This window comes from Ralstonia sp. RL, from assembly GCF_001683835.1.
GTDB lineage: Bacteria > Pseudomonadota > Gammaproteobacteria > Burkholderiales > Burkholderiaceae > Ralstonia > Ralstonia mannitolilytica.
Window position 1 is genome coordinate 58,111 of sequence record NZ_LWRX01000169.1, and the last position, 22,396, is coordinate 80,506.

General features: G+C 69.1%; 23 protein-coding genes, 1 pseudogene and 1 riboswitch. Of the genes and pseudogenes, 16 read left to right on the top strand and 8 right to left on the bottom strand.

The features are described 5' to 3' along the window. Nucleotides 1-5 precede the first annotated feature (5 nt). The 3 genes from A6M56_RS16515 (at nt 6) to A6M56_RS16525 (ending at nt 3,264) form a co-directional block, all read left to right on the top strand. A complete protein-coding gene (locus A6M56_RS16515) occupies nt 6-899 on the top strand; it encodes a LysR family transcriptional regulator (protein ID WP_286758246.1) in 894 nt (297 codons plus the stop codon). A 161-nt stretch (nt 900-1,060) separates the two neighbouring features. Further along, a riboswitch (cyclic di-GMP riboswitch) is annotated at nt 1,061-1,142 on the top strand. Nucleotides 1,143-1,320: 178 nt separating this feature from the next. Then, complete coding sequence (locus A6M56_RS16520) at nt 1,321-2,058, top strand: spherulation-specific family 4 protein (protein ID WP_233902566.1); 738 nt, start codon at nt 1,321-1,323, stop codon at nt 2,056-2,058. Between the two features lie 123 nt (nt 2,059-2,181). Continuing rightward, complete coding sequence (locus tag A6M56_RS16525; protein ID WP_062738740.1) at nt 2,182-3,264, top strand: calcium:cation antiporter; 1,083 nt, start codon at nt 2,182-2,184, stop codon at nt 3,262-3,264. A 69-nt stretch (nt 3,265-3,333) separates the two neighbouring features. Here the strand turns inward: A6M56_RS16525 and A6M56_RS16530 are convergent, their stop codons facing one another. Together A6M56_RS16530 and A6M56_RS16535 are read right to left on the bottom strand one after the other, a co-directional pair. Beyond that, a complete protein-coding gene (locus A6M56_RS16530; RefSeq protein ID WP_286758247.1) occupies nt 3,334-4,713 on the bottom strand; it encodes an FAD-containing oxidoreductase in 1,380 nt (459 codons plus the stop codon). A 176-nt stretch (nt 4,714-4,889) separates the two neighbouring features. Continuing rightward, nucleotides 4,890-5,318, bottom strand: a complete 429-nt coding sequence (locus A6M56_RS16535) for a hypothetical protein (protein WP_045219360.1) — start codon at nt 5,316-5,318, stop codon at nt 4,890-4,892. A 316-nt stretch (nt 5,319-5,634) separates the two neighbouring features. Here A6M56_RS16535 and A6M56_RS16540 point away from each other — a divergent pair, with 316 nt between their 5' ends. After that, the gene (locus A6M56_RS16540) at nt 5,635-6,144 is read left to right on the top strand and encodes a DUF1697 domain-containing protein (protein WP_102079125.1); all 510 of its coding nucleotides are present in this window, start codon (nt 5,635-5,637) and stop codon (nt 6,142-6,144) included. A gap of 27 nt (nt 6,145-6,171) precedes the next feature. Here A6M56_RS16540 and A6M56_RS16545 read toward each other — a convergent pair whose 3' ends face one another. Together A6M56_RS16545 and A6M56_RS16550 are read right to left on the bottom strand one after the other, a co-directional pair. After that, nucleotides 6,172-7,020 (bottom strand): c-type cytochrome, encoded by an 849-nt coding sequence (locus tag A6M56_RS16545; protein ID WP_102079126.1) that lies wholly within the window; start codon nt 7,018-7,020, stop codon nt 6,172-6,174. Nucleotides 7,021-7,082: 62 nt separating this feature from the next. Continuing rightward, nucleotides 7,083-8,420 (bottom strand): aminotransferase-like domain-containing protein, encoded by a 1,338-nt coding sequence (locus A6M56_RS16550; protein WP_102079127.1) that lies wholly within the window; start codon nt 8,418-8,420, stop codon nt 7,083-7,085. A gap of 83 nt (nt 8,421-8,503) precedes the next feature. Here A6M56_RS16550 and A6M56_RS16555 point away from each other — a divergent pair, with 83 nt between their 5' ends. Beyond that, the gene (locus tag A6M56_RS16555; protein WP_062738735.1) at nt 8,504-9,106 is read left to right on the top strand and encodes a DJ-1/PfpI family protein; all 603 of its coding nucleotides are present in this window, start codon (nt 8,504-8,506) and stop codon (nt 9,104-9,106) included. Nucleotides 9,107-9,178: 72 nt separating this feature from the next. After that, nucleotides 9,179-9,634, top strand: coding sequence for a lysozyme inhibitor LprI family protein (locus A6M56_RS16560; RefSeq protein ID WP_102079128.1), 456 nt, complete (start codon nt 9,179-9,181; stop codon nt 9,632-9,634). A gap of 15 nt (nt 9,635-9,649) precedes the next feature. On the opposite strand, the gene A6M56_RS16565 is transcribed toward A6M56_RS16560, so the two are convergent. Together A6M56_RS16565 and A6M56_RS16570 are read right to left on the bottom strand one after the other, a co-directional pair. After that, entirely contained in the window at nt 9,650-10,441 is a 792-nt protein-coding gene (locus A6M56_RS16565; protein ID WP_102079129.1) for a 5'-methylthioadenosine/adenosylhomocysteine nucleosidase, read from the bottom strand. Further along, nucleotides 10,438-11,202, bottom strand: coding sequence for a DJ-1/PfpI family protein (locus A6M56_RS16570; RefSeq protein ID WP_102079130.1), 765 nt, complete (start codon nt 11,200-11,202; stop codon nt 10,438-10,440). Before A6M56_RS16570 ends, A6M56_RS16565 begins: the two co-directional genes overlap by 4 nt. A 93-nt stretch (nt 11,203-11,295) precedes the next feature. Here A6M56_RS16570 and A6M56_RS16575 point away from each other — a divergent pair, with 93 nt between their 5' ends. The 4 genes from A6M56_RS16575 (at nt 11,296) to A6M56_RS16590 (ending at nt 14,297) form a co-directional block, all read left to right on the top strand. Then, nucleotides 11,296-12,231 (top strand): GlxA family transcriptional regulator, encoded by a 936-nt coding sequence (locus A6M56_RS16575; RefSeq protein WP_045219346.1) that lies wholly within the window; start codon nt 11,296-11,298, stop codon nt 12,229-12,231. 110 nt (nt 12,232-12,341) lie between these two features. Next, nucleotides 12,342-12,500: a hypothetical protein gene (locus A6M56_RS16580; RefSeq protein WP_157774023.1), complete on the top strand. Its 159-nt coding sequence runs from the start codon at nt 12,342-12,344 to the stop codon at nt 12,498-12,500. A 4-nt stretch (nt 12,501-12,504) separates the two neighbouring features. Continuing rightward, the gene (locus A6M56_RS16585; protein WP_062738733.1) at nt 12,505-13,425 is read left to right on the top strand and encodes an SIR2 family protein; all 921 of its coding nucleotides are present in this window, start codon (nt 12,505-12,507) and stop codon (nt 13,423-13,425) included. Beyond that, nucleotides 13,422-14,297 (top strand): DUF72 domain-containing protein, encoded by an 876-nt coding sequence (locus tag A6M56_RS16590; protein WP_062738732.1) that lies wholly within the window; start codon nt 13,422-13,424, stop codon nt 14,295-14,297. Before A6M56_RS16585 ends, A6M56_RS16590 begins: the two co-directional genes overlap by 4 nt. A gap of 28 nt (nt 14,298-14,325) precedes the next feature. Here the strand turns inward: A6M56_RS16590 and A6M56_RS16595 are convergent. Both A6M56_RS16595 and A6M56_RS16600 read right to left on the bottom strand, forming a co-directional pair. Beyond that, nucleotides 14,326-14,541: pseudogene (locus A6M56_RS16595) on the bottom strand (ATP-binding protein); the annotation flags it as partial. An 80-nt stretch (nt 14,542-14,621) separates the two neighbouring features. Next, the gene (locus A6M56_RS16600; RefSeq protein WP_045219338.1) at nt 14,622-15,434 is read right to left on the bottom strand and encodes an enoyl-CoA hydratase; all 813 of its coding nucleotides are present in this window, start codon (nt 15,432-15,434) and stop codon (nt 14,622-14,624) included. 245 nt (nt 15,435-15,679) lie between these two features. Between A6M56_RS16600 and A6M56_RS16605 the strand changes: the two genes are divergently transcribed. The 6 genes from A6M56_RS16605 (at nt 15,680) to A6M56_RS16630 (ending at nt 22,389) form a co-directional block, all read left to right on the top strand. Further along, nucleotides 15,680-16,588, top strand: a complete 909-nt coding sequence (locus tag A6M56_RS16605) for an MASE4 domain-containing protein (protein ID WP_102079131.1) — start codon at nt 15,680-15,682, stop codon at nt 16,586-16,588. A 406-nt stretch (nt 16,589-16,994) separates the two neighbouring features. Beyond that, the gene (locus tag A6M56_RS16610) at nt 16,995-17,513 is read left to right on the top strand and encodes a putative Ig domain-containing protein (protein WP_158656335.1); all 519 of its coding nucleotides are present in this window, start codon (nt 16,995-16,997) and stop codon (nt 17,511-17,513) included. Nucleotides 17,514-17,794: 281 nt separating this feature from the next. Beyond that, nucleotides 17,795-18,358 carry an FMN reductase gene (gene msuE / locus A6M56_RS16615; RefSeq protein WP_062738730.1) on the top strand — a complete coding sequence of 188 codons (564 nt, stop codon included), beginning with the start codon at nt 17,795-17,797 and terminating at the stop codon, nt 18,356-18,358. A 152-nt stretch (nt 18,359-18,510) separates the two neighbouring features. Continuing rightward, complete coding sequence (locus A6M56_RS16620) at nt 18,511-19,782, top strand: SfnB family sulfur acquisition oxidoreductase (RefSeq protein WP_102079133.1); 1,272 nt, start codon at nt 18,511-18,513, stop codon at nt 19,780-19,782. A gap of 1 nt (nt 19,783) precedes the next feature. Beyond that, on the top strand, nt 19,784-21,034 hold the full coding sequence (locus A6M56_RS16625) for an SfnB family sulfur acquisition oxidoreductase (protein WP_062738728.1): 1,251 nt from the start codon (nt 19,784-19,786) through the stop codon (nt 21,032-21,034). Then, nucleotides 21,034-22,389, top strand: coding sequence for an LLM class flavin-dependent oxidoreductase (locus tag A6M56_RS16630; protein ID WP_102079134.1), 1,356 nt, complete (start codon nt 21,034-21,036; stop codon nt 22,387-22,389). Before A6M56_RS16625 ends, A6M56_RS16630 begins: the two co-directional genes overlap by 1 nt. Nucleotides 22,390-22,396: the final 7 nt, after the last annotated feature.

Here is a 22,396-nt window from a genome sequence, read left to right on the forward strand (position 1 = left end):
TCACCATGAATAATCTCAGGCGACTGGACCTCAACCTGCTGGTGACGCTCGACGTGCTGCTGACCGAGCTCAACGTCACCCGGGCGGCGCAGCGGCTCAACTTCTCGCAGCCGTCGGTGAGCGTGCACCTGGCCAAGCTGCGCGAGATCCTGGGCGATCCGCTGCTGCTGCCCGGCCCGCGCGGCATGCGGCCCACCGCGCGTGCCGTGGCGCTGCGCGAACCGTTGCGGCAAGCCCTCGAAGCGCTGGAACAGGCGGTGGCCCCGGCCAGCCCGTTCGACCCGGCGCAGGCGAGCAACACCTGGCGCGTGGCCGCCACCGACTACGGCGAATCGACCATCGTCCTGCCTGCGCTCAACGCCCTGCGCGCGAGCGCACCCGGCACGCGGCTGGCCGTCCTGGAGCTGGTGCCGCCACGCATCGAAAAGCAGGCCGAGCAAGGCGACATCGACCTCGCCTTCCACACCACGGACGGCGCTCCACCGGGCTTGCGCCGGCGCGCGCTCTTTACCGAACGCTACGTGCTTGTGGGCCGCGCCGGGCACCCCCGCCTGAAGCGGCGACCGACGCTGGCGCAGTTCTGCGCGCTGGACCACGTGATCGTGTCGCCCGACGGCGGCGGGTTCTCCGGCGTCACCGATGACGTGCTCCAGGCCGCCGGCGCCGCGCGGCGCGTCGTCCTGTCGGTGCCGCACTTCCTGTTCGTGATGACGGCGGTTGCCGGCAGCGACCTCGTCGCCATGCTGCCGGAGCGGCTGGGGCGCGGGGCGAGCGCCTTGCAGGTGGTTGAACCTCCCGTGGAGGTGCCCGGGTATGAGATGTCGATGCTATGGCACGAACGCGTGCACCGCGACCCGGCGCATCAGTGGCTGCGCGACGCGATTGCTGGCGCGATGTAGCGACGCGTCACGACCTGATCGTCAGCAGCAAGGCTCGGCCGCAGCCGTGCCCGCGTCGGTTTCCGGCAACGTTCCGGCCTCACACGACGATGCCGGCACATTCTCCGTTTGCCGGGCACGCGCACCGTCGGTAGAGTCTTCGTCCAATGGGCCACGGCCCAGAGACGGTTCGGCAAAACCGGAGCGATCCGGCGACGCAAAACTACAGGGACTCCCAACGGGGGGAGTCAGCCAGCTGCCCGTTGGTGGAAACAACGGCGGGCCAATTGCAGCACGCACGCGCGGCGTGCTCACGAGGCAAACCATGAAAACGACACACTGGAAGGAACCCGCTGCCGCAGTGCAGGCGGGCCGCAAGCAGGACCGCACGCCCGGCCGGGGAAGCAGGCTCGCACGCAGGGTGTGCGCCGCGTTCGCGCTGATGGGCGGCGCACTGGCGGCTGCGCCGCATGCCAACGCCGAAGGGCTGCTCGTCCCGGCCTACATCTACCCATCGGGCCGCGGTGCAACGCAATGGAACACGCTCGCCGCCAACGCGAGCGCCGTCCCGACCACCGTGATCCTCAACCCCGACAGCGGCCCGGGCACCACGCAGGACCCGAACTACGTCGCGGCCGTCGCCAAGGTGCGTGCGGCGGGCGGCAAGGTCATCGGCTATGTCTACACCTCGTATGGGCAGCGGCCGCTGTCGGACGTGGTGCAGGACATCAATGCCTATCAGGCGCTGTACCAGGTGGACGGCTTCTTCATCGACGAGATGACGGCCGACGGCACGACCGCCAACGTGCAGTTCTATCAGTCGGTCTACAACTACATCAAGGGCCTGTCGGCCAACTACACGGTCACGGGCAACCCGGGCACCAACGTGCCCGAAATCTACGCCAGCCTGCCGGTGGCCGACCAGATCGTCGTCTTTGAAGACAACGCCAGGCACTACGCCAGCTATGCCCCGCAAGCGTGGCAGGCCAGCTACCCGACGAGCCGGTTCGCACACATCGTGTACGCGGCGTCGGCCACGCAGATGCAGAACTTCGTCCAGCACGCATCGAGCAAGGGCGCCGGCAGCGTGTACATCACCTCGAAAACGCTGCCGAATCCGTACGGCGCGCTGCCCAGCTACTGGAGCCAGGAGGTGGCCGCCGTGGCCGCCGCCAAGTAAGGCGCGGACGATGGACACGCCGGGCGCTGACGAGGCGCGCCCGGCACATGCTTTATATTGGGCCACACGCCAATCCATTCCCGCGCTGCCCGCCAGCGTCGAGGCAACAACAAGGAGAACATCGTGGCCCTCTCTTCCAACAAGCTGCCGCTGTGGACCATCGCCGCCCCGCCCATCGCGTGGGTGGTGCTGGTCGCCGGCACGTTGACCGCCGCCCCCGGCTGGCTGATCGCGCTGATGGCGCTTGCACTGGCCGGCGCCGTCTTCGCCGCCGTGCACCATGCCGAGGTGGTCGCGCACAAGGTCGGTGAGCCGTTCGGCACGTTGGTCCTGGCCATTGCGGTGACGGTGATCGAGGTGGCGCTGATCGTCTCCGTCATGCTGTCTTCCGGGCCGGAAAAGGCAGGGCTGGCGCGCGACACCGTCTTTGCCGCCGTCATGATCATCTGCAACGGCATCGTGGGCCTGTGTCTGTTCGTGGGCGGCCTGCGCCACCGCGAACAGGCCTTCCAGGCGCCGGGCGCCAATGCCGCGCTCGCCGTGCTGGCCGCGCTCGTCACGCTGACGATGGTGCTGCCCAATTACACAAGTTCCACGCCGGGCCCGGTGCTCACGCCCTCGCAGCTCGGCTTTGCCGGCGTCACGTCGCTGGTGCTGTATGGCTGCTTCGTGATCGTGCAGACCATCCGCCACCGCGACTACTTCCTGGCCGAAGGCTCCAACGAAGACGTGCACGCGCCGCCACCGCCGGCCCGCGTGGCCATGCTGAGCGGGGTGCTGCTGATGGTGTCGCTGGTGGCCGTCGTGGGGCTTGCGAAGGTACTGTCGCCGTCGGTGGAGGCCGCGCTCGTGAACGCCGGTGCGCCGCCGGCCGCGGTCGGTATCGTCATCGCCGCACTGGTGCTGCTGCCCGAAGGGTTGGCCGCCCTGCGCGCCGCCAACGCAGACCGCATCCAGACCAGCCTGAACCTGGCGTTGGGTTCGGCGCTGGCAAGCATCGGGCTGACCATTCCCACGGTCGCCGCGGTGTTCATCTGGATTGGCCGTCCGCTCGAACTGGGCCTGGGCCCCAAGGAAATGGTCCTGCTGTTCCTCACGCTCATCGTGTCGTCGCTCACCCTCGGCAAGGGACGCACGACGATCCTGCAAGGCGTGGTGCACCTGGCGATCTTCGCGGCGTACCTGTTTCTTTCGATCGTGCCCTGAGGCGCGGGCCCGCAGCCAGCATGTCGGGGTGCCCAGCGGCACCCCTTTTTGTTTGGCACGCTTTACGCTTTACTCGTGGGGCTCCATCCCCTGCAGCAAGGTGGGAATCAGCTCGCACACCGTCGGGTGGATGTGCATGGCGCGGCTGATGGTCTTGTACGGCGCCTTCGCGGCCATCACGTCGAGAATCGAATGCACGGCCTCGTCGCCGCCCACGCCGAGGATGCATGCACCGAGGATCTCGTGCGTCTGCGCATCGGCCACCACGCGCATGAAGCCCCGGCTCTCTCCCTTCTCCACGGCGCGGCCCACACGCGTCATCGGGCGGTTGCCAACCAGCAGCCTGCGCCCCGACTTCCTCGCCTCGGCGAGCGACATGCCCACGCGCGCCAGCGGCGGGTCGATGTACATGGCGTACGCCTGGATGCGGTCTGAGACCTTGCGCGGGTCGCTGTCGAGCAGGTTGGCCGCCACGATCTCGTAGTCGTTGTACGACGTGTGCGTGAACGCGCCGCGTCCGTTGCAATCGCCCATGGCCCAGATGCCCGGCACATTCGTGCGCAACTGCTCATCGACGCGGATGTTGCCGCGGTCGTCGATTTCCACGCCGGCCTTGTCCAGGCCAAGGTCATCGGTATTGGGCACGCGCCCGACCGCCATCAGCAGATGCGAGCCCGACACTTCACGCCCGCCGCCTGCGCAATCCAGCCCGACCACGACGCCGGCGCCGTTGCGCCGCACGCTCAGGCAGTTGGCGTTCACCCGCACGTCGATGCCCTCGCCCGCCAGAATCTCGTGCACGGCCTCGGAGACGTCTTCATCTTCGCGCGCGATGAGGCGCGGGCCTTTCTCGACGATCGTCACGCGCGAGCCGAAGCGGCGAAACATCTGGCCGAACTCCAGCCCGACGTAGCTTCCGCCGATCACGATCAGGTGCTCGGGCAGGAAGTCGACGTCCATCATGGTCGAGTTGGTGAGATAGGGCACCTGGTCGAGCCCCGGCATCGGCGGCACCAGCGCACGACCGCCAACGTTGATGAAGATGCGCTGGGCTTCCAGCAGCTCGCCGCCCACGCGCACCGTCTTCGGGCTTTCAAAGCGGGCGTGGCCCTGGAACACGGTGCCGTGCTCGAGGCCGCGCACCCATTGCTCGACGTTGCGGTTGGAGCGCCCGGCGATGTCGTCCTTGCGGGCCTTCACGCGCTGCATGTCCACCCTGACGTGGCCGTCGATGGCCACACCGTAGTCGGCCGCGCGCCGCGCCATGTGCGCCACGTACGCGCTGGCGACCATGGCCTTGGTGGGAATGCATCCGGTATTGACGCAGGTGCCGCCAAAGCGGCCGCGCTCGATGATGGCAACCTTCATGCCGGCCGCGGACAGCCGCGCGGCCAGCGGTGGGCCCGCCTGGCCCGTGCCGATGATGATGGCGTCAAAGCGTTGCGTCATGGCGCTCTCCTTCGTAGCGTGCCGGGGCGGCCGTCCCGATAGGATAGGTCGGCCACGCGGCTACGGTGGGTCCGACAGCCCGCCGGGCAGTCGGCGCCGCCCGTCGTCCGAAGGAGAGCAAGAAAGCGACCGGGGCGCCTCACGCTCACGCGCTGGCGCCCCGGCGTCACATCAGATCAATGACGGTGACGGTGCTTGCCGTGGCGGTGGCGGCCGTGGTCGTCGTGGTCGTGATACGAATTGCGCTGAACGTTGCCGCCCAGCGCCGCGCCGGCACCGCCGCCCAGGCCCGCGCCGACGATGCCGCCCGCGCGGCCACCCATGGCGTTGCCCGCGGCAGCACCCACGCCGCCCCCAAGTGCGCCGCCCACGATGGCGCCCTTGCGCTCCCGGCCATTGGCCGTCAGCGCGCCGCCGGCGCCGCCGCCGATGGCACCGCCGATGACGGAGCCGGTCTGGCCGCCGAGGGCGCCGCCCACTGCGGCACCACCGGCACCGCCGAGCGCCCCGCCGAGGGCGTTCGTCAGATCATCTGCGGCTGCAGGCAAGGCCGTCAGGCCGGCAAGCGCGGCCACTGCCAGGGCGGGTGCAATCTTCTTCAACATGAGGTTCTCCTGATTCGTCTATGCGGATGCGGTAGGCGCTGGCGCGCCCCGACCCGGGCTCGATGGGTTCGCGGCGCAGCATACAAGGCACACCCCCGCCGGGGTTAAACAGGCCGGTCAATCTCGTAACAGAATGTTGCAAACACGGCGTCGCGCTATCCTCGCGTCGTGGCCGCCCACAAGTGCTGACACGGCCGGCAAAGCTGCCTGCCCAAGCGCCCGCAGCGTGCGCGCACTGCGGCGAGGAGGCGCAACGTCCAGCGGGTGAGGATCGCGCTTCTAAGCCATTCAAAAGACAACCGGAACAGGAGACCCCATGCCCGCCTACATCGCCCTGCTGCGCGCCGTCAACGTGGGCGGCACCGGCAAGCTGCCCATGGCCGAACTGCGTGCGATGTGCGAATCGATCGGCCTGACCCACGTGCGCACCTACATTGCCAGCGGCAACGTGGTCTTTCAGAGCCCCCTGTCGGCGGCCTCAGTCAAAGCCAAGCTCGAGCGCTGCCTGGAGGACTACGCCGGCAAACCCGTAGGGGTGGTGGTGCGCACGGGGGACGAACTCGCCGCGGTACTGGAAGCCAATCCGTTCAAGACGACCGCGCCAAGCCGGACGGTCGCCATCTTTCTCGATGCGCCGCCGCCTGCCGACGCGCTCAACGCCGCCACCGGCCGCCAGGCAGAAGAGATGGCGCTCGGCACGCGCGAGATCTACGTGCACTACGGCAGTGGCATGGCCGATTCCAAGCTCAAGATCCCGGCCGCCAAGGCCGGCACGGCACGCAACATGAACACCATCGCCACGCTGGTGAAATGGGCGACGGAATAGCCATGCAGGCGGCCGCGCCGCGCGCCGTCACTGCGCGGCGGCCTTGTGCTGCGCCATATGGTGGAAATACGCGAGCAGATCGTTGAGCTGCGCGTTGGACAGCGTCTTCTCGTCGATGGCAGACATGCGTGCATTGGGCCACCAGCGCAGCGATTGCGGATCGCGGATGAGGTGGCGCAGCTTCTCGTCGCCGAGGTATTCGACGGGGCTGTACGGCACGTTCAGATCCGGCCCGAGCGTCGCATCGCCGGCGCGGTTGAGCGTGTGGCACGAAAAGCAGACACGCTGGAACGTGGCAAAGCCCCGCATGACGGGGCCATCGGCGGGCTGCCCGGCGGCGGGGCGGATGGCCGCGAAGCGCTCGCCCGGCAATGCGGCAATGTCGATGCGCACGATGCTGTAGGTCCACAGGCTTTCATTGACGAGCGAGGACTTGGCCGGCGGCGCCGTCCAGATCAGCCGGAACGGGCCGATGCCCTGGCCCTTGAGCGTGGGCCACGGCGCGTTGGGGTCTTCCACGGCCAGCCATGCGCGCGGGCCGTCGGCGCGGTCGGCCAGCAGCAGGCGCGTCGGCAGGTGCGAGACATAACCGTCGCTGGCGGCCGTGGTGGCGCTGGCGTCGGGGCTGATCGACTGCCCGCGGAACAGCTCGGTCACGGGCAGCGCCTTGAAGGTCAGGCGGCGCTTGAGGTTCTGGTCTTCCACGGTGACATCGCGCAGGTGCGGATCGTGCAGCAGCGCGTCGCGCGACAACGTACGCGATTGCCCGCCTACATTGAGCGTGAGCGCGGCGCCATCGTCGGCGTGTGCCGTGCCGCCAAGCATGGCGCAGGCGCCGAGCACCCATCCCGCCATCGTCATCAGCCAGTGCTTCATGGAGTCTCCTTGAGAGCGTTGCGACGCAAGTGTAGGCAAGCTCACGCCGTTTGGCATGGCCCTCATCGGTATTGCTGTTCAAGCACGCGCTGCCTCACGGTCTGCAGGGCAGCCTCCAGCCGCTGCGGGGCGACCGAGCCCAGCGCCAGCCGCAACGCATGCGGCACCGGCTTGGACGTCGCAAACGGCTCGGCGGTAGAGACCGAAATGCCGTCTTCCTGCAGGCACGCCGCCACGCGATCGGCGCGCACTTCGGGCGGCAGGGCAAGCCAGACGAAATACGACACCGGATGCGCAACCAGCGTCAGCCCCGCCAGCGCCTTGCGGGCCAGCGCCTGGCGCGCGGCGGCGTCCCGGCGCTTGTCGGCCTCGAGGCGGGCGACCGTGCCGTCTTGGAGCCAGGCGCACGCGAGGTTCGTCACGATGGCCGGCGTATTCCACGTCGTGGCCCGGATGGCCCGCTCGAGCGACGGCACCCACGCGGCCGGCGCCGCCATCCACCCCAAACGCAGCCCCGTGGCCACGCTCTTCGACAGGCCGGACACGTACACCGTCGATTCGGGCGCCAGCGCGGCCAGCGGCGCGGGCGCGTCGCCGGCAAGGAATGCGTAGGCGGCATCTTCAATCGCAATCAACCCATGCCGGCGCACGCTGGCCGCGAGGCGGCGGCGCCAGCCCAGGCCGCTCACCCAGCCGAGCGGGTTGTGCAGCGTGGGCATGACGTAGACGGCCCGCACGCGGCGACGCGCGCATAGCCGCTCCAGCGCATCGAGGTCGAGCCCCTGCTCGGCCGCAGGAAGCGGCGCGAGCTCCAGATGCAGCATCTGCGCAAGGACCTTGAAGCCGGGATACGTCAGCGCATCGACGGCGACCACGTCGCCGGGTTTGAGCAGACCCATGGCCGCGACCGCCAGGCCGTGCTGCGCGCCGTCCACGATCAGCACCTGCTCGGCCGCCACGGCGAGGCCGCGCCCGGCCAGATGCCGCGCCACGCAGGCGCGCTCATGCGCGCGTCCGCCGTGCGGCGCGTAGCGCAGCAGCGCCTCCAGATCGCCGCTGGCCGCCAGGTCGCGCAATGCGCGGCTCAGCAGCCGGGCCTGCCCGGGTACCGACGGGTAGTTGAAGTTCAGGTCGACCACGCCGGCGGCCACGGCCTGCTGGTCGATGCCCAGACCGCGCGGCAGCGTGCTCTCGCGCACGAAGGTGCCCCGTCCGACTTCGCCGCTCACCAGCCCCATCGCTTCGAGCTCGGCATACACGCGCGTGGCCGTGACCAGCGCCACGCCATGCCGCTGGGCAAGTTGCCGGTGCGTGGGCAGGCGCGTGCCCGGCGGCAGGCGGCCGCTGCGGATCTGCTCGGCGAGCCGTTCCACCAGCGGCTGATAACGGGCTTGGGTCATGGCAGTGTACTCAGGACAATTTTTTGATTGTATTGCCGGCAGCCCCTAGCATGCTCAAACGCCCAACCCTGCGCTGCTTCGCCATGCACATCGCCATCCTGACTTTCGACGGGTTCAACGAACTCGATTCGCTCATCGCCCTGGGCGTGCTCAACCGCATCCGGAAGCCGGGCTGGCACGTGAGCCTGTGCTGCCCGCAGGCGGAAGTCACGTCGATGAACGGCGTGACCGTGCGCGCGCAGTCGATGCTCGAAGAGGCGCGCACCGCCGACGCCGTGCTGGTGGGCAGCGGCGTCCGCACGCGCGAGGTGGTGGCCGATGCGGCGTTGATGGCGCGTCTGGGGCTCGATCCCGCCCGCCAGCTGATCGGCGCGCAGTGCTCGGGCACGTTGGTGCTCGCCAGGCTCGGCCTGCTGGGCAGCGTGCCGGCCTGCACCGACCTGACCACCAAGCCGTGGGTGCAGGAAGCCGGCGTGGAGGTGCTCAACCAGGCGTTCTACGCCCGCGGCAACGTTGCCACGGCGGGCGGGTGTTTGGCGTCGCCGTATCTGGCCGCGTGGGTGATCGCTCGCACGGAAGGCATGGAGGCGGCCGCCGCCGCGCTGCACTATGTCGCGCCGGTCGGCGAGAAAGAGGCGTATGTCGACAACGCCATGCGCCACCTCGGACCCCACCTGCCTGGCTGATGCCCGGCGCGGCACGACGGCGATAGACTGACCAGCCCTTCACCCTCGCAGGGCCTGCTCAGGAGTCACATCTTGAACACGCTGACGACATTGAAGACGCTGGCGCTGCCCATCGCGCTGGCGGTGCTGGCCCACAGCACCGGCGCCCTGGCGGCGGAAAGCCTGGCCAACGGCATCAAGCGCCGCGCGCCGCAAGGCATCACCACGCGGATGTACGCCTGCGTCGACAAGGCGGGCGAGAACGCCGACGCCATCGGTGCCTGCCTGTCTGCCGAGAAGGCGGCGCAGGACGAACGCCTGGCCACGGTCTACAAGGCGCTGCTCGGCAAGCTCGATGGCAGCGCCAGGGACGCGCTCGTGAACTCGCAACAGGCGTGGCAGGACTTCCATGCCAAGAGCGCCGCCCTGGAGACGAGGCTCTATGGCAAGAGCCCGTTGAACGACCTGCAGCGTCTCGAGAACGAGATCTTCCGCCTGAGCGAACGCGCGAATGCGCTGGACAAATACCTGGCCGCAAAGGGCCAATGACGCTGCGGGCCGTGCTCAGGCGGCGTGCATCGCCGAGAGCCAGTTGCGCAGGATCGCCACGCTATAGCGCGAATCGACCTGTGCGATGAACTGCGCAAAGTCCACGCTCGCCGTGTCGTCCGCGCGGTCGGAAATCGTGCGGATGGCCGCAAACGGCACGCCCCACTCGTGGCAGACCTGGGCGACGGCGGCGCCTTCCATCTCCACGGCCAGCGCGTCGGGCAACGCATGGCGCAGCACGGCGCTTTCGGCCGACGTGCAGACGAAGCGATCGCCGCTGACGATGAGGCCGGAGTGCACCTGCGGCGCCGCAATGCCAAAGGCCTGCATCACCGCGGGCCCCAGCAGCGCATGCGGATCTGCGAGCGCCGCGCATGCGCTTTGCCGCAGGGCATCGGCCAGCGCCGCGTCGGCGGCAAAGCGGGCCACGCCCATCAGCGGAATTTCCCAGCGCGGGAACAGCGGCGAGGCATCGACGTCGTGCTGCAGCAGCTCGGACGACACCACCACATCGCCCACCGCCACCCCCGGTGCCAGGGCCCCGGCCACACCGGCAAACACCACCGCCCGCACCCCGAAATGCGTGATCAGCACCGCCGCCGTGGTGGCCGCCGCCACCTTGCCGACGCGTGAGAGCACCACCACCACGGGCTGCCCCTCAAACGCACCCGTCCAGAAGTCCCGATTGCCGATGCGCACGCGCTGCGCGTCGGACAACAGCGTCAACAGCTCGCTGATCTCCTCGTGCAGGGCGGCGACGATGCCGATGGGGCCATTGGCGTGAGGCTGGGCGGAAGGCACGTTCATGCGGTGGCAGGGCCGGCGTGCGGCGATGGCGTCGAAAACCCGCCATTGTCGCCGCAATCGGCCGGCACCCGCATTGACATTGCCTGCGCCGCCTTCTGCACGGCCGCGTAGCGATCGGCGCGCAGGCGATTCAGGCGCTCCGTCACGGCGTGCAGGACCGGGGCGGCGGCATGTTCGGGGCGGCCGCAGTCGAACGGCGGTGCGGGGGCGTACTCGATGCCGAGCTGCACGGCCTGGGCGTGGTCGGTGCCGGCAATGTCGGCCATGACGGTGAGCGCCATGTCGATGCCCGCCGTCACCCCGCCGCCGGTGATGAGGTTGCCGTCGCGCACGACGCGGGCTTCGTCGACGGTCGCTTCAAACGTGGGCAGCAGGTCGCGCCAGGCCCAGTGGCATGCCGCGCGCTTGCCGCGCAGCAGCCCCGCCGCACCCAGCACGAGCGAGCCCGTGCACACCGAGGTGACATAGCGGGCGCCATCGGCCAGGCGGCGCACCTGCCGCACGAACTCAGCGTCGCCCATGGCTTCGATGACGCCGAAGCCGCCCGGCACGCAGATGAGATCGGCATGTCCGATGTCGGCCAGCCGCTGCACGTTCGAGATCGTGAGGCCGCCGTCGGCATGGATCTCTCCGCCGCGTGCCGAGGCGACGATGCATTGCGCGCCGGGCAGACGCCAGAACACTTCGTGCGGGCCGGTGAAGTCCAGCTGCGTCACGCGGTCGTACAGTGCAAAGACAACGATGAACGGGGATGCGGTCATGGTCCGGTTCTCCGGGGTTTCGGGTGGTTGACGCCTCGTAGCATCGCGCTCTATCGTGTTGGCAGCAATGTCGTGTATCCCACTTTTTCTGCCATGACCCATCGTATTGCCGTGCTGGTCTTTCCCGACTTCCAGGTGCTCGACGCCGCGGGGCCCGTGGCCGCATTCGAGGTCGCAAGCCGCTATCGGGACGACCACTACGCGGTGCGCACGGTGGCCGCCCAGCCGGGCCTGGTGCGCAGTTCTTCCGGCGCAAGCTGGGCGGCCGAGCCGCTGCCCCCGGCCAGCCAGGTCGATACGCTGCTCGTGGCCGGCGGCGACGGCGTGGATGCCGCCATGGCCGATGCACGCACGCGCCGCTTCGTGCAGCGCTGCGCGGCCCGCGGTGCGCGTGTGGCCAGCGTGTGCTCGGGCAGCCTGCTGCTGGCGGCCACCGGCTTGCTGGACGGCCGGCGCGCCACCACGCACTGGGGCCGCAGCACGCAGTTCGCACGTGAGTTTCCGCAGGTGCATCTCGAGGCCGACCACATCTACGTCAACGACGGCCGCTTCTGGACGAGCGCCGGCATCAGCGCAGGCATCGACCTGGCCCTCGCCCTCATCGCCGAAGACCTGGGCGAGCGGCTGGCGCGGGCCGTGGCGCGGCAGCTCGTGGTGTATTACCGGCGGCCCGGCGGGCAATCGCAGTTCTCCGCGCTCAACGAGATGGACTCGGCGCGCGGCCGCTTCAAGCCGCTGCTCGACCATGTCCGCCGCAACCTGGCCGATGCCCACCGCGTCGACGACCTGGCCGGCCGCGCCTGCATGAGCCCGCGCCATTTCGCCCGCGCATTCCAGGCCGAGACCGGCCTCACGCCCGCCAAGGCGGTGGAAAAACTGCGCGTGGAAGCGGCCCGGGCGGCACTCGAGAGCGGCGCGGCCTCGATGCAGCGCGTTGCCACGGAGTGCGGTTTTGGCGATACCGAGCGCATGCGGCGCAGTTTCCAGCGTCTGCTGGGCATGCCGCCGTCAGCATTGCGGGCCCGGTAACACGGCCCAAACCCGCGCCGTTGTGCGATTGGCCTGTCGCAGGCCTGAACCTTGCGTCTGCGCATGCGCGCCGCCCGACCGAGGCGGCAGACATCGAAGAGGAGACGCACATGCCAATCCGCGAATTGCTGACCATCGTGGGGGTCTCGCTGGCCGTCATCACGGCATATTCGCTCGCCCGCGACCTGACGGATGATCCGGTGGGTGCCATCACGCCGCATGACAGCATCGTCCAGACCTATGCGCGCATGAACGGGCCGCACGAGTAAGCGGATGGCGCGCAAACGCCGCCGCAACGCCACGCTGATCGACTGGCCGCCACGGCTGGTGGAAGACATCGCCCGACGCCGGGCGGTGCTCTTCTTCGGCTCGGGCATTTCGGCCAACGCGCGTTCGGCCGACGGTTCGCGGCGCCCGCCCACGTGGGCCGAACTGCTGTGCGAGGCCGCCAACACCATCGCGGCGGATAGCCCGCAACTGGCCGAGGAAGTGCGCGCGTTCGTCGGGCGCGGCGACGTGCTCACCGCCGCCGAGATCGTGCGCCGCACGCTCGGCCAGCGGCGGCTGACCACCCTGCTGCGCCGCCAGCTCGTTGCGCCGGACTTTGCGCCCGCGCCCGTGCACGAAGCGTTGCTGGCGCTGGACTTCCGCATCACGCTCACGCCCAACTTCGATACGCTGTATGAAACGCTGGCCACGGCGCGCGGCATGCCGCCCGTGGCCGTGTGCGACTACAGCGACCCGACCGTCGCCGCGCGCGTGCGCGAAGACCGCAACCTCATCATCAAGACGCATGGCTCGATGACGCAGCCGGCCTCGCTGATCTTCTCGCGCTGCGATTACGTCCGTGCACGGGCACGCTACCGCGCCTTCTACGACCTGGTGGAGGCGCTGCTGCGTACGCATACCTTCCTGTTTGTGGGCTGCGGCATCGACGATTCCGACATGCGCGCGCTGCTCGAGACATACGGCGCCGAGCACCCCGAGGCGGAACGCCACTACTTCGTCGCGGCGGCCGACACGTTCTCCGACCTGACGGCCAGCGTGCTGGAAGACGCGCTGAACCTGCACGTGCTGCGCTATCAGGCACCCGCGGCCGACCACGCCGCGCTGTTGAACGCGCTGCAGGCGCTGGGCGCCGCCGTGGAGGCTGCGCGTGCCGCCATGCGGCCCGGCCGGCGGCGCGCGCCATGACGATCCGCATCGGCATCTCGGGGTGGCGCTATGCCGGCTGGCGCGGCGTGTTCTATCCGGAAGACCTGGCGCAGCGGCGCGAGCTCGAATACGCCTCGCGGCAGTTCAGCACCATCGAGATCAACGGATCGCACTACTCGCTGCAATCCATCGGCAGCTGGCGCGCCTGGTACGACACCGTGCCCGACGACTTCGTCTTTGCCGTCAAGGGCCCGCGCTACCTCACGCACATGCTGCGCTTTCGCGACGAGACGGCGGTGCCGGCCATCGCCAACTTCTTTGCCTCCGGCGTGCTGGCGCTTCGACACAAGCTCGGGCCGTTCCTGTGGCAGTTTCCGCCCAACTATCGCTTTGATTCGCAGCGGTTCGAGCGCTTTCTGTCGCTGCTGCCGCACGACACCGCCGCGGCGCGCGCCCTGGCCCGGCAGCACGATGCGCGCGTCAAGGCGCCCTGGTTTGCCGCACGCGGGCAACAAGCGCTGCGCCATGCCGTGGAAGTCCGCCATGCAAGCTTCTGCACGCCCGAGTTCGTCGCGCTGCTGCGCCGGCACGGTGCTGCGTTGGTGGTCTCGCACGCCATCGCGGAGTGGCCATATCTCGAAGATGTGACGAGCGATTTCGTCTACCTGCGCCTGCACGGCGCCGATGCGCTGTACACCGGCGCCTATTCCGATGCGGCGCTCGACCGCTGGGCCGAACGCATCGACCTGTGGGCGAGCGGACGCGAACCGGCCGATGCACAACGCGCAGGCAGTGCGGCGCGGCCGCGGCGCGCGGGCCGGGACGTGTACTGCTATTTCGATAACGACGTGAAAGTGCAGGCGCCCGCGGATGCGCGGCGGTTGCGGGAGCGCCTGGCCCTGGCAACGTGAGGCGGACGCTGCCCTACCGCCCGTGGCGTTATCCGAGCCGCACGGCTGCGACCAGGCCGCCGCCCTCGCGGTTGGACAGCTTGAGCACACCGCCCGCCGCCTCCGCCAATTGCTGCGCAATCGCCAACCCGAGCCCCGTACCGCCAGACTCCCGGCTGCGTGAATTCTCCAGCCGCACGAACGGCTGCAGCCCCGCACCCAGCTTGTCTTCGGGGATGCCCGGCCCGCGGTCGCCGACCTCCATCACCCGGCCTCGCCGTCGCGGCGCACGCAACACTCGCAAGCCGCAGCGACCGGCATGACACGCGACGAGCGCGCCCGCCCTCACGACTTCCAACGGGCGGGCCGCTTCTGGAGGAAGGCGTCGATGCCCTCGGCGGCGTCTTCTTCCATCATGTTGCGGGCCATGACGTCACCGGCGTACGCATAGGCGTCGGCCAGCGGCATCTGGCGCTGGCGGTAGAACATCGCCTTGCCGTAGCGGATGGCCGCCGGGCTCTTCGAGACGATCTCCGCCACCTTGCGGGCCACGGCATCGTCCAGCTCCGCATCGGGCACAGCCTCGTTGACGAGGCCCCAGTCCGCCGCCGTGGCGGCATCAATGAAGCGACCCGTCACCAGCATGTCGAACGCGCGCTTGGGCAGCACGTTGCGCGACAGCGCCACCGCAGGCGTCGAGCAGAACAGCCCCACGTTGATGCCCGACACCGCAAACCGCGCCGCCTCGGAAGCGATGGCCAGGTCGCAGCTGCCGACCAGCTGGCACCCCGCCGCCGTCGCAATGCCATGCACGCGCGCAATGACGGGCACCGGCAGGGCCTGGATCGCCTGCATCACCACGCTGCAGCGGGCAAACAGCGCCTGGTAGTACGCCAGTTCAGGCGTGCCGCGCATCTCGCGCAGGTCATGGCCCGCGCAGAAGGCCCTGCCCTCGCCGCCGAGTACCACGCAGCGCACGCGGGCATCGGCGGCAATGTCGGCAAGCGCCTCATGCAGCGCATCGAGCATCGCCTCGGACAGGGCATTGAACTGCTGCGGCCGGTTCAGCCGCAGCGTGACGACGCCGTCGCGGTCGTCGCGCAGGACGGGCGGCTCGGTGGTGGTGGCAGCGGCGGAGGCGGTGGGGTGGCGTTCCATGTGCGGTCCTTGTGGCGATGACCTGCGGGAAGAGCAGTCTATCGCCACCACGGGCGCCCCGCACTTGGGCATTGCCCGTGGCCGCCATGAAAGGTTCGCTCACTTCGCGTTGACATCGGCGGCGCGGGTGACTATCACCGGTTCTATAAGACATCGGCAGCGGCGCCGTGCCGCGCCGCACAAACCGGACGGGTGACACGGTCACCGCAAAAAGGGGGTCCATCTTGGTATCGGAAACGGTACACATGCCGCGCGGCCTGCTGCTGAGCCTGTCGCCCGGGCGGCGCACGTACTGGATGGCCCAGGCCGTGGCGCTGCTGTCGCTGGTCGTGCTGGTGTCGGCCTTGCCGTTCGCCAAGGTGCAGCTGCCGCGGCTTCCGCTGTTCGTGCCGATTTACGAATCGGCGCTCATCCTCAATGACCTCATCACCGCTGCGCTGCTGTTCGGCCAGTTCGCCATCACGCGATCGCGCGCCATGCTGGCACTCGCCTGCGGCTACCTGTTCACGGCCGCCACGGCGGTGGGGCATCTGCTGTCGTTCCCGGGCCTGTTTTCCGCGAGCGGCCTGCTCGGCGCAGGGCCGCAAAGCACGGCGTGGATCTACATGTTCTGGCATGCCGGCTTCCCGCTGTTCGTCATGGCGTATGCGGTGCTCAAAACGCGCGAAGAGCGCGAACCCGACCGCTTTGCCGGCCATGTCCTGACGCGCAGAACGGCGCTCGGCACCGTCGCTGCCGTGCTGGGCGCATCGGCCGCCTGCGTGGCGCTTGCCACCGCCGGCGAGCCAGTGCTGCCCGCCATCATGGCCGCCAACCGCTACACCCCCACCATGGCCATCGTGTCGGGCGCCACCTGGTGCTGCTGCATGCTGGCGCTGGCCGTGCTCTGGCGCAGCCGCCCGCACCTCACGCTCGACGTCTGGCTGATGGTGGTGCTGTGCGTGTGGATCTGCGACGTGGCGCTCAGCACCGTCTTCAACGGCGGGCGGTATGACCTGGGCTTCTACGCCGGCCGCGTGTTCGGCCTGATGGGTGCGAGCTTCGTGCTCTTGCTGCTGCTGATTGAGAACACCGTGTTGTATTCCCGCCTGACGGCTGCCCGGACGGAACTGAAGCGGCTGGCGGCGGATGATCGGCAAGACGGGCGCGGCTGAGGCGCTGTTCAGGGCGCCGGCCCAGCGTCCTGCCGGAGGCGCATCAGCTTCTTCGCCCAAGCGGGCACGCAACTGGCACGACGCCGCGACGGCGCACCAGAGAGCTACCCCTCCCTCGGGCGTCTTGTCCGCGCGACAACCCTTCTCTTAGTATCGAGCGCCGCATGCTTTCCGAGCATGCGCCGCACCCAGGGGGGATGCGGATGCCCCAACTGAACGGGATTCAGCGCGGGCAAATGCGCAGACAACACATCCGACAAAACACATGCAGAAAAAGATCGAAAGGACCGCGTTGGCGCTCGGCTTAAGCGCCATGGTGGCTGCTTGCGGAGGTGGCGATGGCGCCGTCAGCAGCGGCGATTTGCATGTCGCCTATGGATGCAGCATGCCGGGCGGCACGATCCCCATGACTTTCACTGACTACAGCGCCAAGGCCACGGTGCAGGGCCTCAACGGCAACACCCCGCATTTCTCGATCGTTTCTGGCCAATTGCCGGCGGGCCTGACACTCAACGGCGATACGGGGGACATCAGCGGCACCGTCACGGCATCTGCCGGCATGTACAACGTGACGATCCGCCTGACGGTCTCTGGCTACTCGGGCTCTCTGGACACGACCTGCCCCATCCAAGTCGCCAACTACACGCTCCGGTACTTCGGCGACAACTACACCAGCGTCGGAAAGTCCTCGACCCTTGCACCGTCGCGGCCATCCACCAGCAAGCCGTTCGGCGAGGCGTACACCATCAGCAACGCCGCAGCCCTGCCGCCGGGCATGTCGTTCGACAGCGCCACGGGAAGAATCACCGGCACGCCCACGACCGCCGGGAACTATGGGTACACCACGGTCACGCAGTACATCACGTTCCAGGGCGTGGTCTACACCTTTTCGGACCCGTATGTCGGGGTCAACGTATCGATGTAACAGCTCGCTGTGCCGCAATCGGACGGCACAACGTCTCATCCCTGCCATCACTCCCGTCTTCCCGGCCCGGCGCGTCGCCGGCAGGTGGCACCAACGCAGCGTCACCACAACGGCCTCAACCAACGAACGGTTGCATAGATGCTTATGCAGACCGTTTGCCTATGGATAGAAAAAACGCGTCGTTCATTCGGCTGCTGCGCCACGGTATCGTTTGATCACCGTCTTTCGCTCTTCGCATCTGCGCAACAGCGAAAGTGCCATCGCATTTCGGGAGCCGAGTCGTGTCCACCCCCCTGAAGATCGTTGCCGTCAATGGCAGCACACAACAGCCGTCGCGCACATTCGCGCTGGTACGCGCGCTGATCGCCGAGCTCGAGGCACGGCTTCACGTCGACGCGCACATCGTCAACCTCGTCGACATTGCGCGCCCGCTGGGCTCCGCGCTCTGGCGCACGGAACTGCCGCCGGAAATCGAAGCCGAGCTGCAGGCCGTGGAAGGTGCGGACCTGCTGATTGCGGCGTCGCCGGTGTATCGCGGGGCGTATCCGGGGCACTTCAAGCACGTGTTCGACCTGGTGGGCCAGGAGGCACTCGTCGACAAGCCCGTGCTGCTCGCCGCCACCGGCGGCAGCGACCGCCATGCGCTCGTGCTCGAACATCACCTGCGGCCGCTGTTCAGTTTCCTGCAGGCACTGACGCTGCCGATCGGCGTGTATGCGGCCACCGCAGACTTTGACGGCTACGCCGTGCGCAGCCCCGCGCTGCAAGACCGCATCCGGCTCGCGGCAGACCGCGCTGCATCGCACTTTGCCGCGCACCGCCGCGTGACCCTGAAAGCCGCCTAGCGGCGCATCGCATCGCCTTGGCAACGGGTGCGGGCCGATTCCGCCTGCGCCCATCCGGACGGCAGCCGGCATCCCGGCGTGCCGGCGGGCCGATGCGTTTCCGGCGCGTGCGGCGCGCACGCCGCGCGCCCCGCCCACCTTGCTGACTTGCCATGACCAACCTATCTGACGTGCAAGCCTTGCGCCCGCCGACCCACGTGCCGGCACGCGAGCCCGCACTGCCCGACCCCACCAAGGTGCGCCGCCTGCGCGACGCCGCCGAGGCCATCGATGCAGCCCATGCGCTCGCCGGCGAATTCCGCCAGGGCGCTTCCGCCCGCGACCGGGAGCGCCGGCTGCCCTGGGACGAACTGGACCGCTGGTCAGCCAGCGGCCTGGGCGGCATCACGGTGCCGAAGGCCTACGGCGGCGCCGAGGTCTCGTACGCGACGCTGGCCGAGGTGTTCGCCATTCTGAGCGCGGCCGATGCGTCGCTGGGCCAGATCCCGCAGAACCACTTCGGCCTGCTGGGCGTGCTGCGTGAAGCCGGCTCGGAGGACCAGAAGCGTCGTTTTTACGCCGAAGTCCTGGCCGGGCAGCGCCTCGGCAACGCCGGCCCCGAGCGGCGTTCCGCTGCCAGCCGCACCATCCTCGAGGGCACCACGCGCCTGCGCCGCACGCCGCAAGGGCTGCGGCTGAGCGGCACGCGGTATTATTCGACCGGCGCGTTGTTTGCGCACCGCGTGCCCACGCGCGCGCTCGACGACGAAGGCCGCGCCGTGCAGGTGTGGGTGCCGCGCAATGCCGCCGGCCTGACGGTGGTGGACGACTGGTCTTCGTTCGGCCAGCGGACCACCGCCAGCGGCACCGTCATCTTCGACAACGTGGCCGTCTCCGAAGACGACGTGCTGCCCATCTGGAAACTCGCCGCGCGGCCCAGCCTGTACGGTCCGAATTCGCAGCTGATCCAGGCCGCCATCGACCTTGGCATTGCACAGGCCGCGTTTGACGACACGCTGGCGTTCGTGCGCGAACATGCGCGGCCATGGACAGACGCCAAGGTCGAACGCGCCGCCGACGACCCGTACATCATTGCCGACGTCGGCCGTCTGGCCATCGACATCGAAGCCGCGCGCGCCGTCCTGCAGGAAGCCGCGCAAACGCTCGATGCCATCGCCGCGCAGCCCATCACCGATGCCGGCAGCGCCCGCGCCTCCGTTGCCGTGGCCGAAGCCAAGGTGCTGACCACCGAGGTGGCGCTGCAGGCCAGCGAAAAGCTGTTCGAACTCGCGGGCTCCTCCGCCACGCGCGCCCGGCACAACCTCGACCGCCACTGGCGCAACGCACGCACCCACACGCTGCACGACCCCGTGCGCTGGAAGCTGCACCTGATCGGCAACTACCAGCTCAACCAGGCCTTCCCGCCCCGGCACTCCTGGAACTGACATGTCACTGCTTTTCACCCCGCCACCCGAGGACGGCCGCGTGCCGCCGGCCCCTGCCCCGCAGCAAACCCCGCACGTAGTGCGCGACGATGCCGAGGCCATCGAGATCGCCCACCGGCTCGCGGCCGTTTTCGCACCCGACGCCGCGTTGCGCGACCGCGAGCGCCGCCTGCCATGGGCCGAACTGGAAGCGTTCAGCGCCAGCGGCCTGTGGGGCATCACCGTGCCGCGCGAGTACGGCGGCGCCGGCGTGTCCAACACCACGCTGGCCGAGGTGATCGCCATCATCGCCGCGGCCGACGGCTCGCTGGGGCAGATTCCGCAGAACCACTTCTACGCGCTGGAAGTGCTGCGCGTGGGCGGCACCGCGGCGCAGAAGGCGTTCTTCTATGCGCGGGCGCTGGCCGGTGAGCGCTTCGGCAATGCGCTGGCCGAGATCGGCCACAAGGATTTCCGCCGGCGCACGCGCCTCACCCAGGACGGCGACGGCTTTCGCATCGACGGCAAGAAGTTCTACTGCACCGGCGCGCTGTATGCGCACTGGATCCCCACCCTGGTGGTGGCCGAGGATGCGGGCCGGGAGGTCACGTGGCTGGCCTTCGTGCCACGAGCGGCCGCCGGCGTGACCGTGACCGACGACTGGGACGGCTTCGGCCAGCGCGTCACCGGCAGCGGTTCGGTCAGCTTCGACAACGTGCGGGTGGAGGCGGAATGGGTCGTCCCCTTCCTCGCCTCGTTCGAGCGGCCGACGACCATCGGGCCGGTCGCGCAGCTCATGCACGCGGCCATCGACCTCGGTATCGGGCGCGGTGCGCTGGCCGCGACGCTGCCGTTCCTGCGCGACCATGCGCGGCCCTGGATCGACGCCCGCGTGGAGCGCGCCACCGACGACCCGCTGACGCTGCATCACCTCGGCGAAGTGCACGTGCGCCTGCGGGCCGCCGAGGCCCTCGTGCGCCGCGCCGGCCGCATCACCGATGCCGCGCAGCAGGCGCCCGATGAACGCACGGTGGCCGAGGCGTCGGTCGCGGTGGCGGCCGCCCGGGCGCTGACCACCACGGCATCGCTGCTGGCGGGCACGCGCCTGTTCGAACTCGGCGGCACGTCGGCCACGCTTGACCACCGCGGGCTGGACCGCTTCTGGCGCAACGCGCGCACGCACACGCTGCACGACCCCGTGCGATGGAAGTACCACGCGGTCGGCAACTTCCACCTCAACCACACGCTGCCGCCGCGGCACGGAGCAATCTGATGGCGGGCAAGCGCATCCTGCTCAACGCGTTCAACATGAACTGCGTCGGGCACATCAACCACGGCCTGTGGACGCACCCGCGCGACCGCTCGGCCGACTACAACACGCTGGAATACTGGACCGACCAGGCCCGCACGCTCGAACGCGGCCTGTTCGACGGGCTGTTCATCGCCGACATCGTGGGCGTGTATGACGTCTATCGCGGCAATGTCGATGTCACGCTGCAGGAATCGATCCAGTTGCCGGTCAACGATCCGCTGCTGCTGGTATCGGCCATGGCGGCCGTGACGCAGCATCTGGGCTTTGGCGTCACTGTCAACCTGACGTACGAGCCGCCTTACCTGCTTGCCCGGCGTTTCTCGACGCTGGACCACCTCACGCGCGGGCGCATCGGCTGGAACATCGTCACCGGCTACCTGGACAGCGCAGCCCGCGCCATGGGCCTCGACAAACAGTTTGCCCACGACGAACGCTACGACCGCGCCGACGAATACCTCGAGGTGCTCTACAAGCTCTGGGAAGGCAGCTGGGAAGACGACGCCGTGCGGCGGGACAAGGCCGCCCGCGTGTTTGCCGATCCGGCCAGGGTGCGCAAGGTCCAGCACAGCGGCCGCTACTACAAGGTGGACGGCTATCACCTCGCTGAGCCGTCGCCGCAGCGCACGCCGGTGCTGTTCCAGGCAGGCAGCTCTGGCCGCGGGCAGCGGTTTGCCGCGCGCCATGCCGAGTGCGTGTTCATCTCACCGCCGAACAAGGAAGCCGCGCGCCAGACCGTGGCCGCGCTGCGCGAGCAGCTCTTGGCGGCCGGCCGGCGCCCCGACGACATCAAGGTCTTCATGGGCGCCGCCGTGGTCACCGGACGCACCGAGGCCGAAGCCCATGCCAAGCATGCGGACTACCGCGCCTACGCCAGCCGTGAAGCCGGCCTTGCGCACTTTGCCGCCAGCACCGGTGTCGATTTCTCGCGCCACGGCCTGGACGACCCCATCGACTACGGCGGCGGCAACGCCATCGAATCGGCCACCACCACCGCCGCCCGGCATGGCTGGACGCGCCGCAAGCTGCTCGAGCTGTTCGAGCTCGGCGGACGCTACCCCGCCATCGTCGGCGACCCGGGGCAGGTGGCCGACACGCTCATCGAATGGATCGACGAGACGGGCATCGACGGCTTCAACCTGAGCCGCACCGTGGTGCCCGAGAGTTATGAGGATTTCGTCGACCTCGTGGTGCCGGTGCTGCAGGAGCGGGGCCGCTACAAGACCGCGTATGGCGAAGGAACGCTGCGCCACAAGCTCTTTGCCGAAGGAGACCGCCTGCCCGCACGCCACGCCGCCGCCGGATTCCGCCACCTCTGACCGCCTT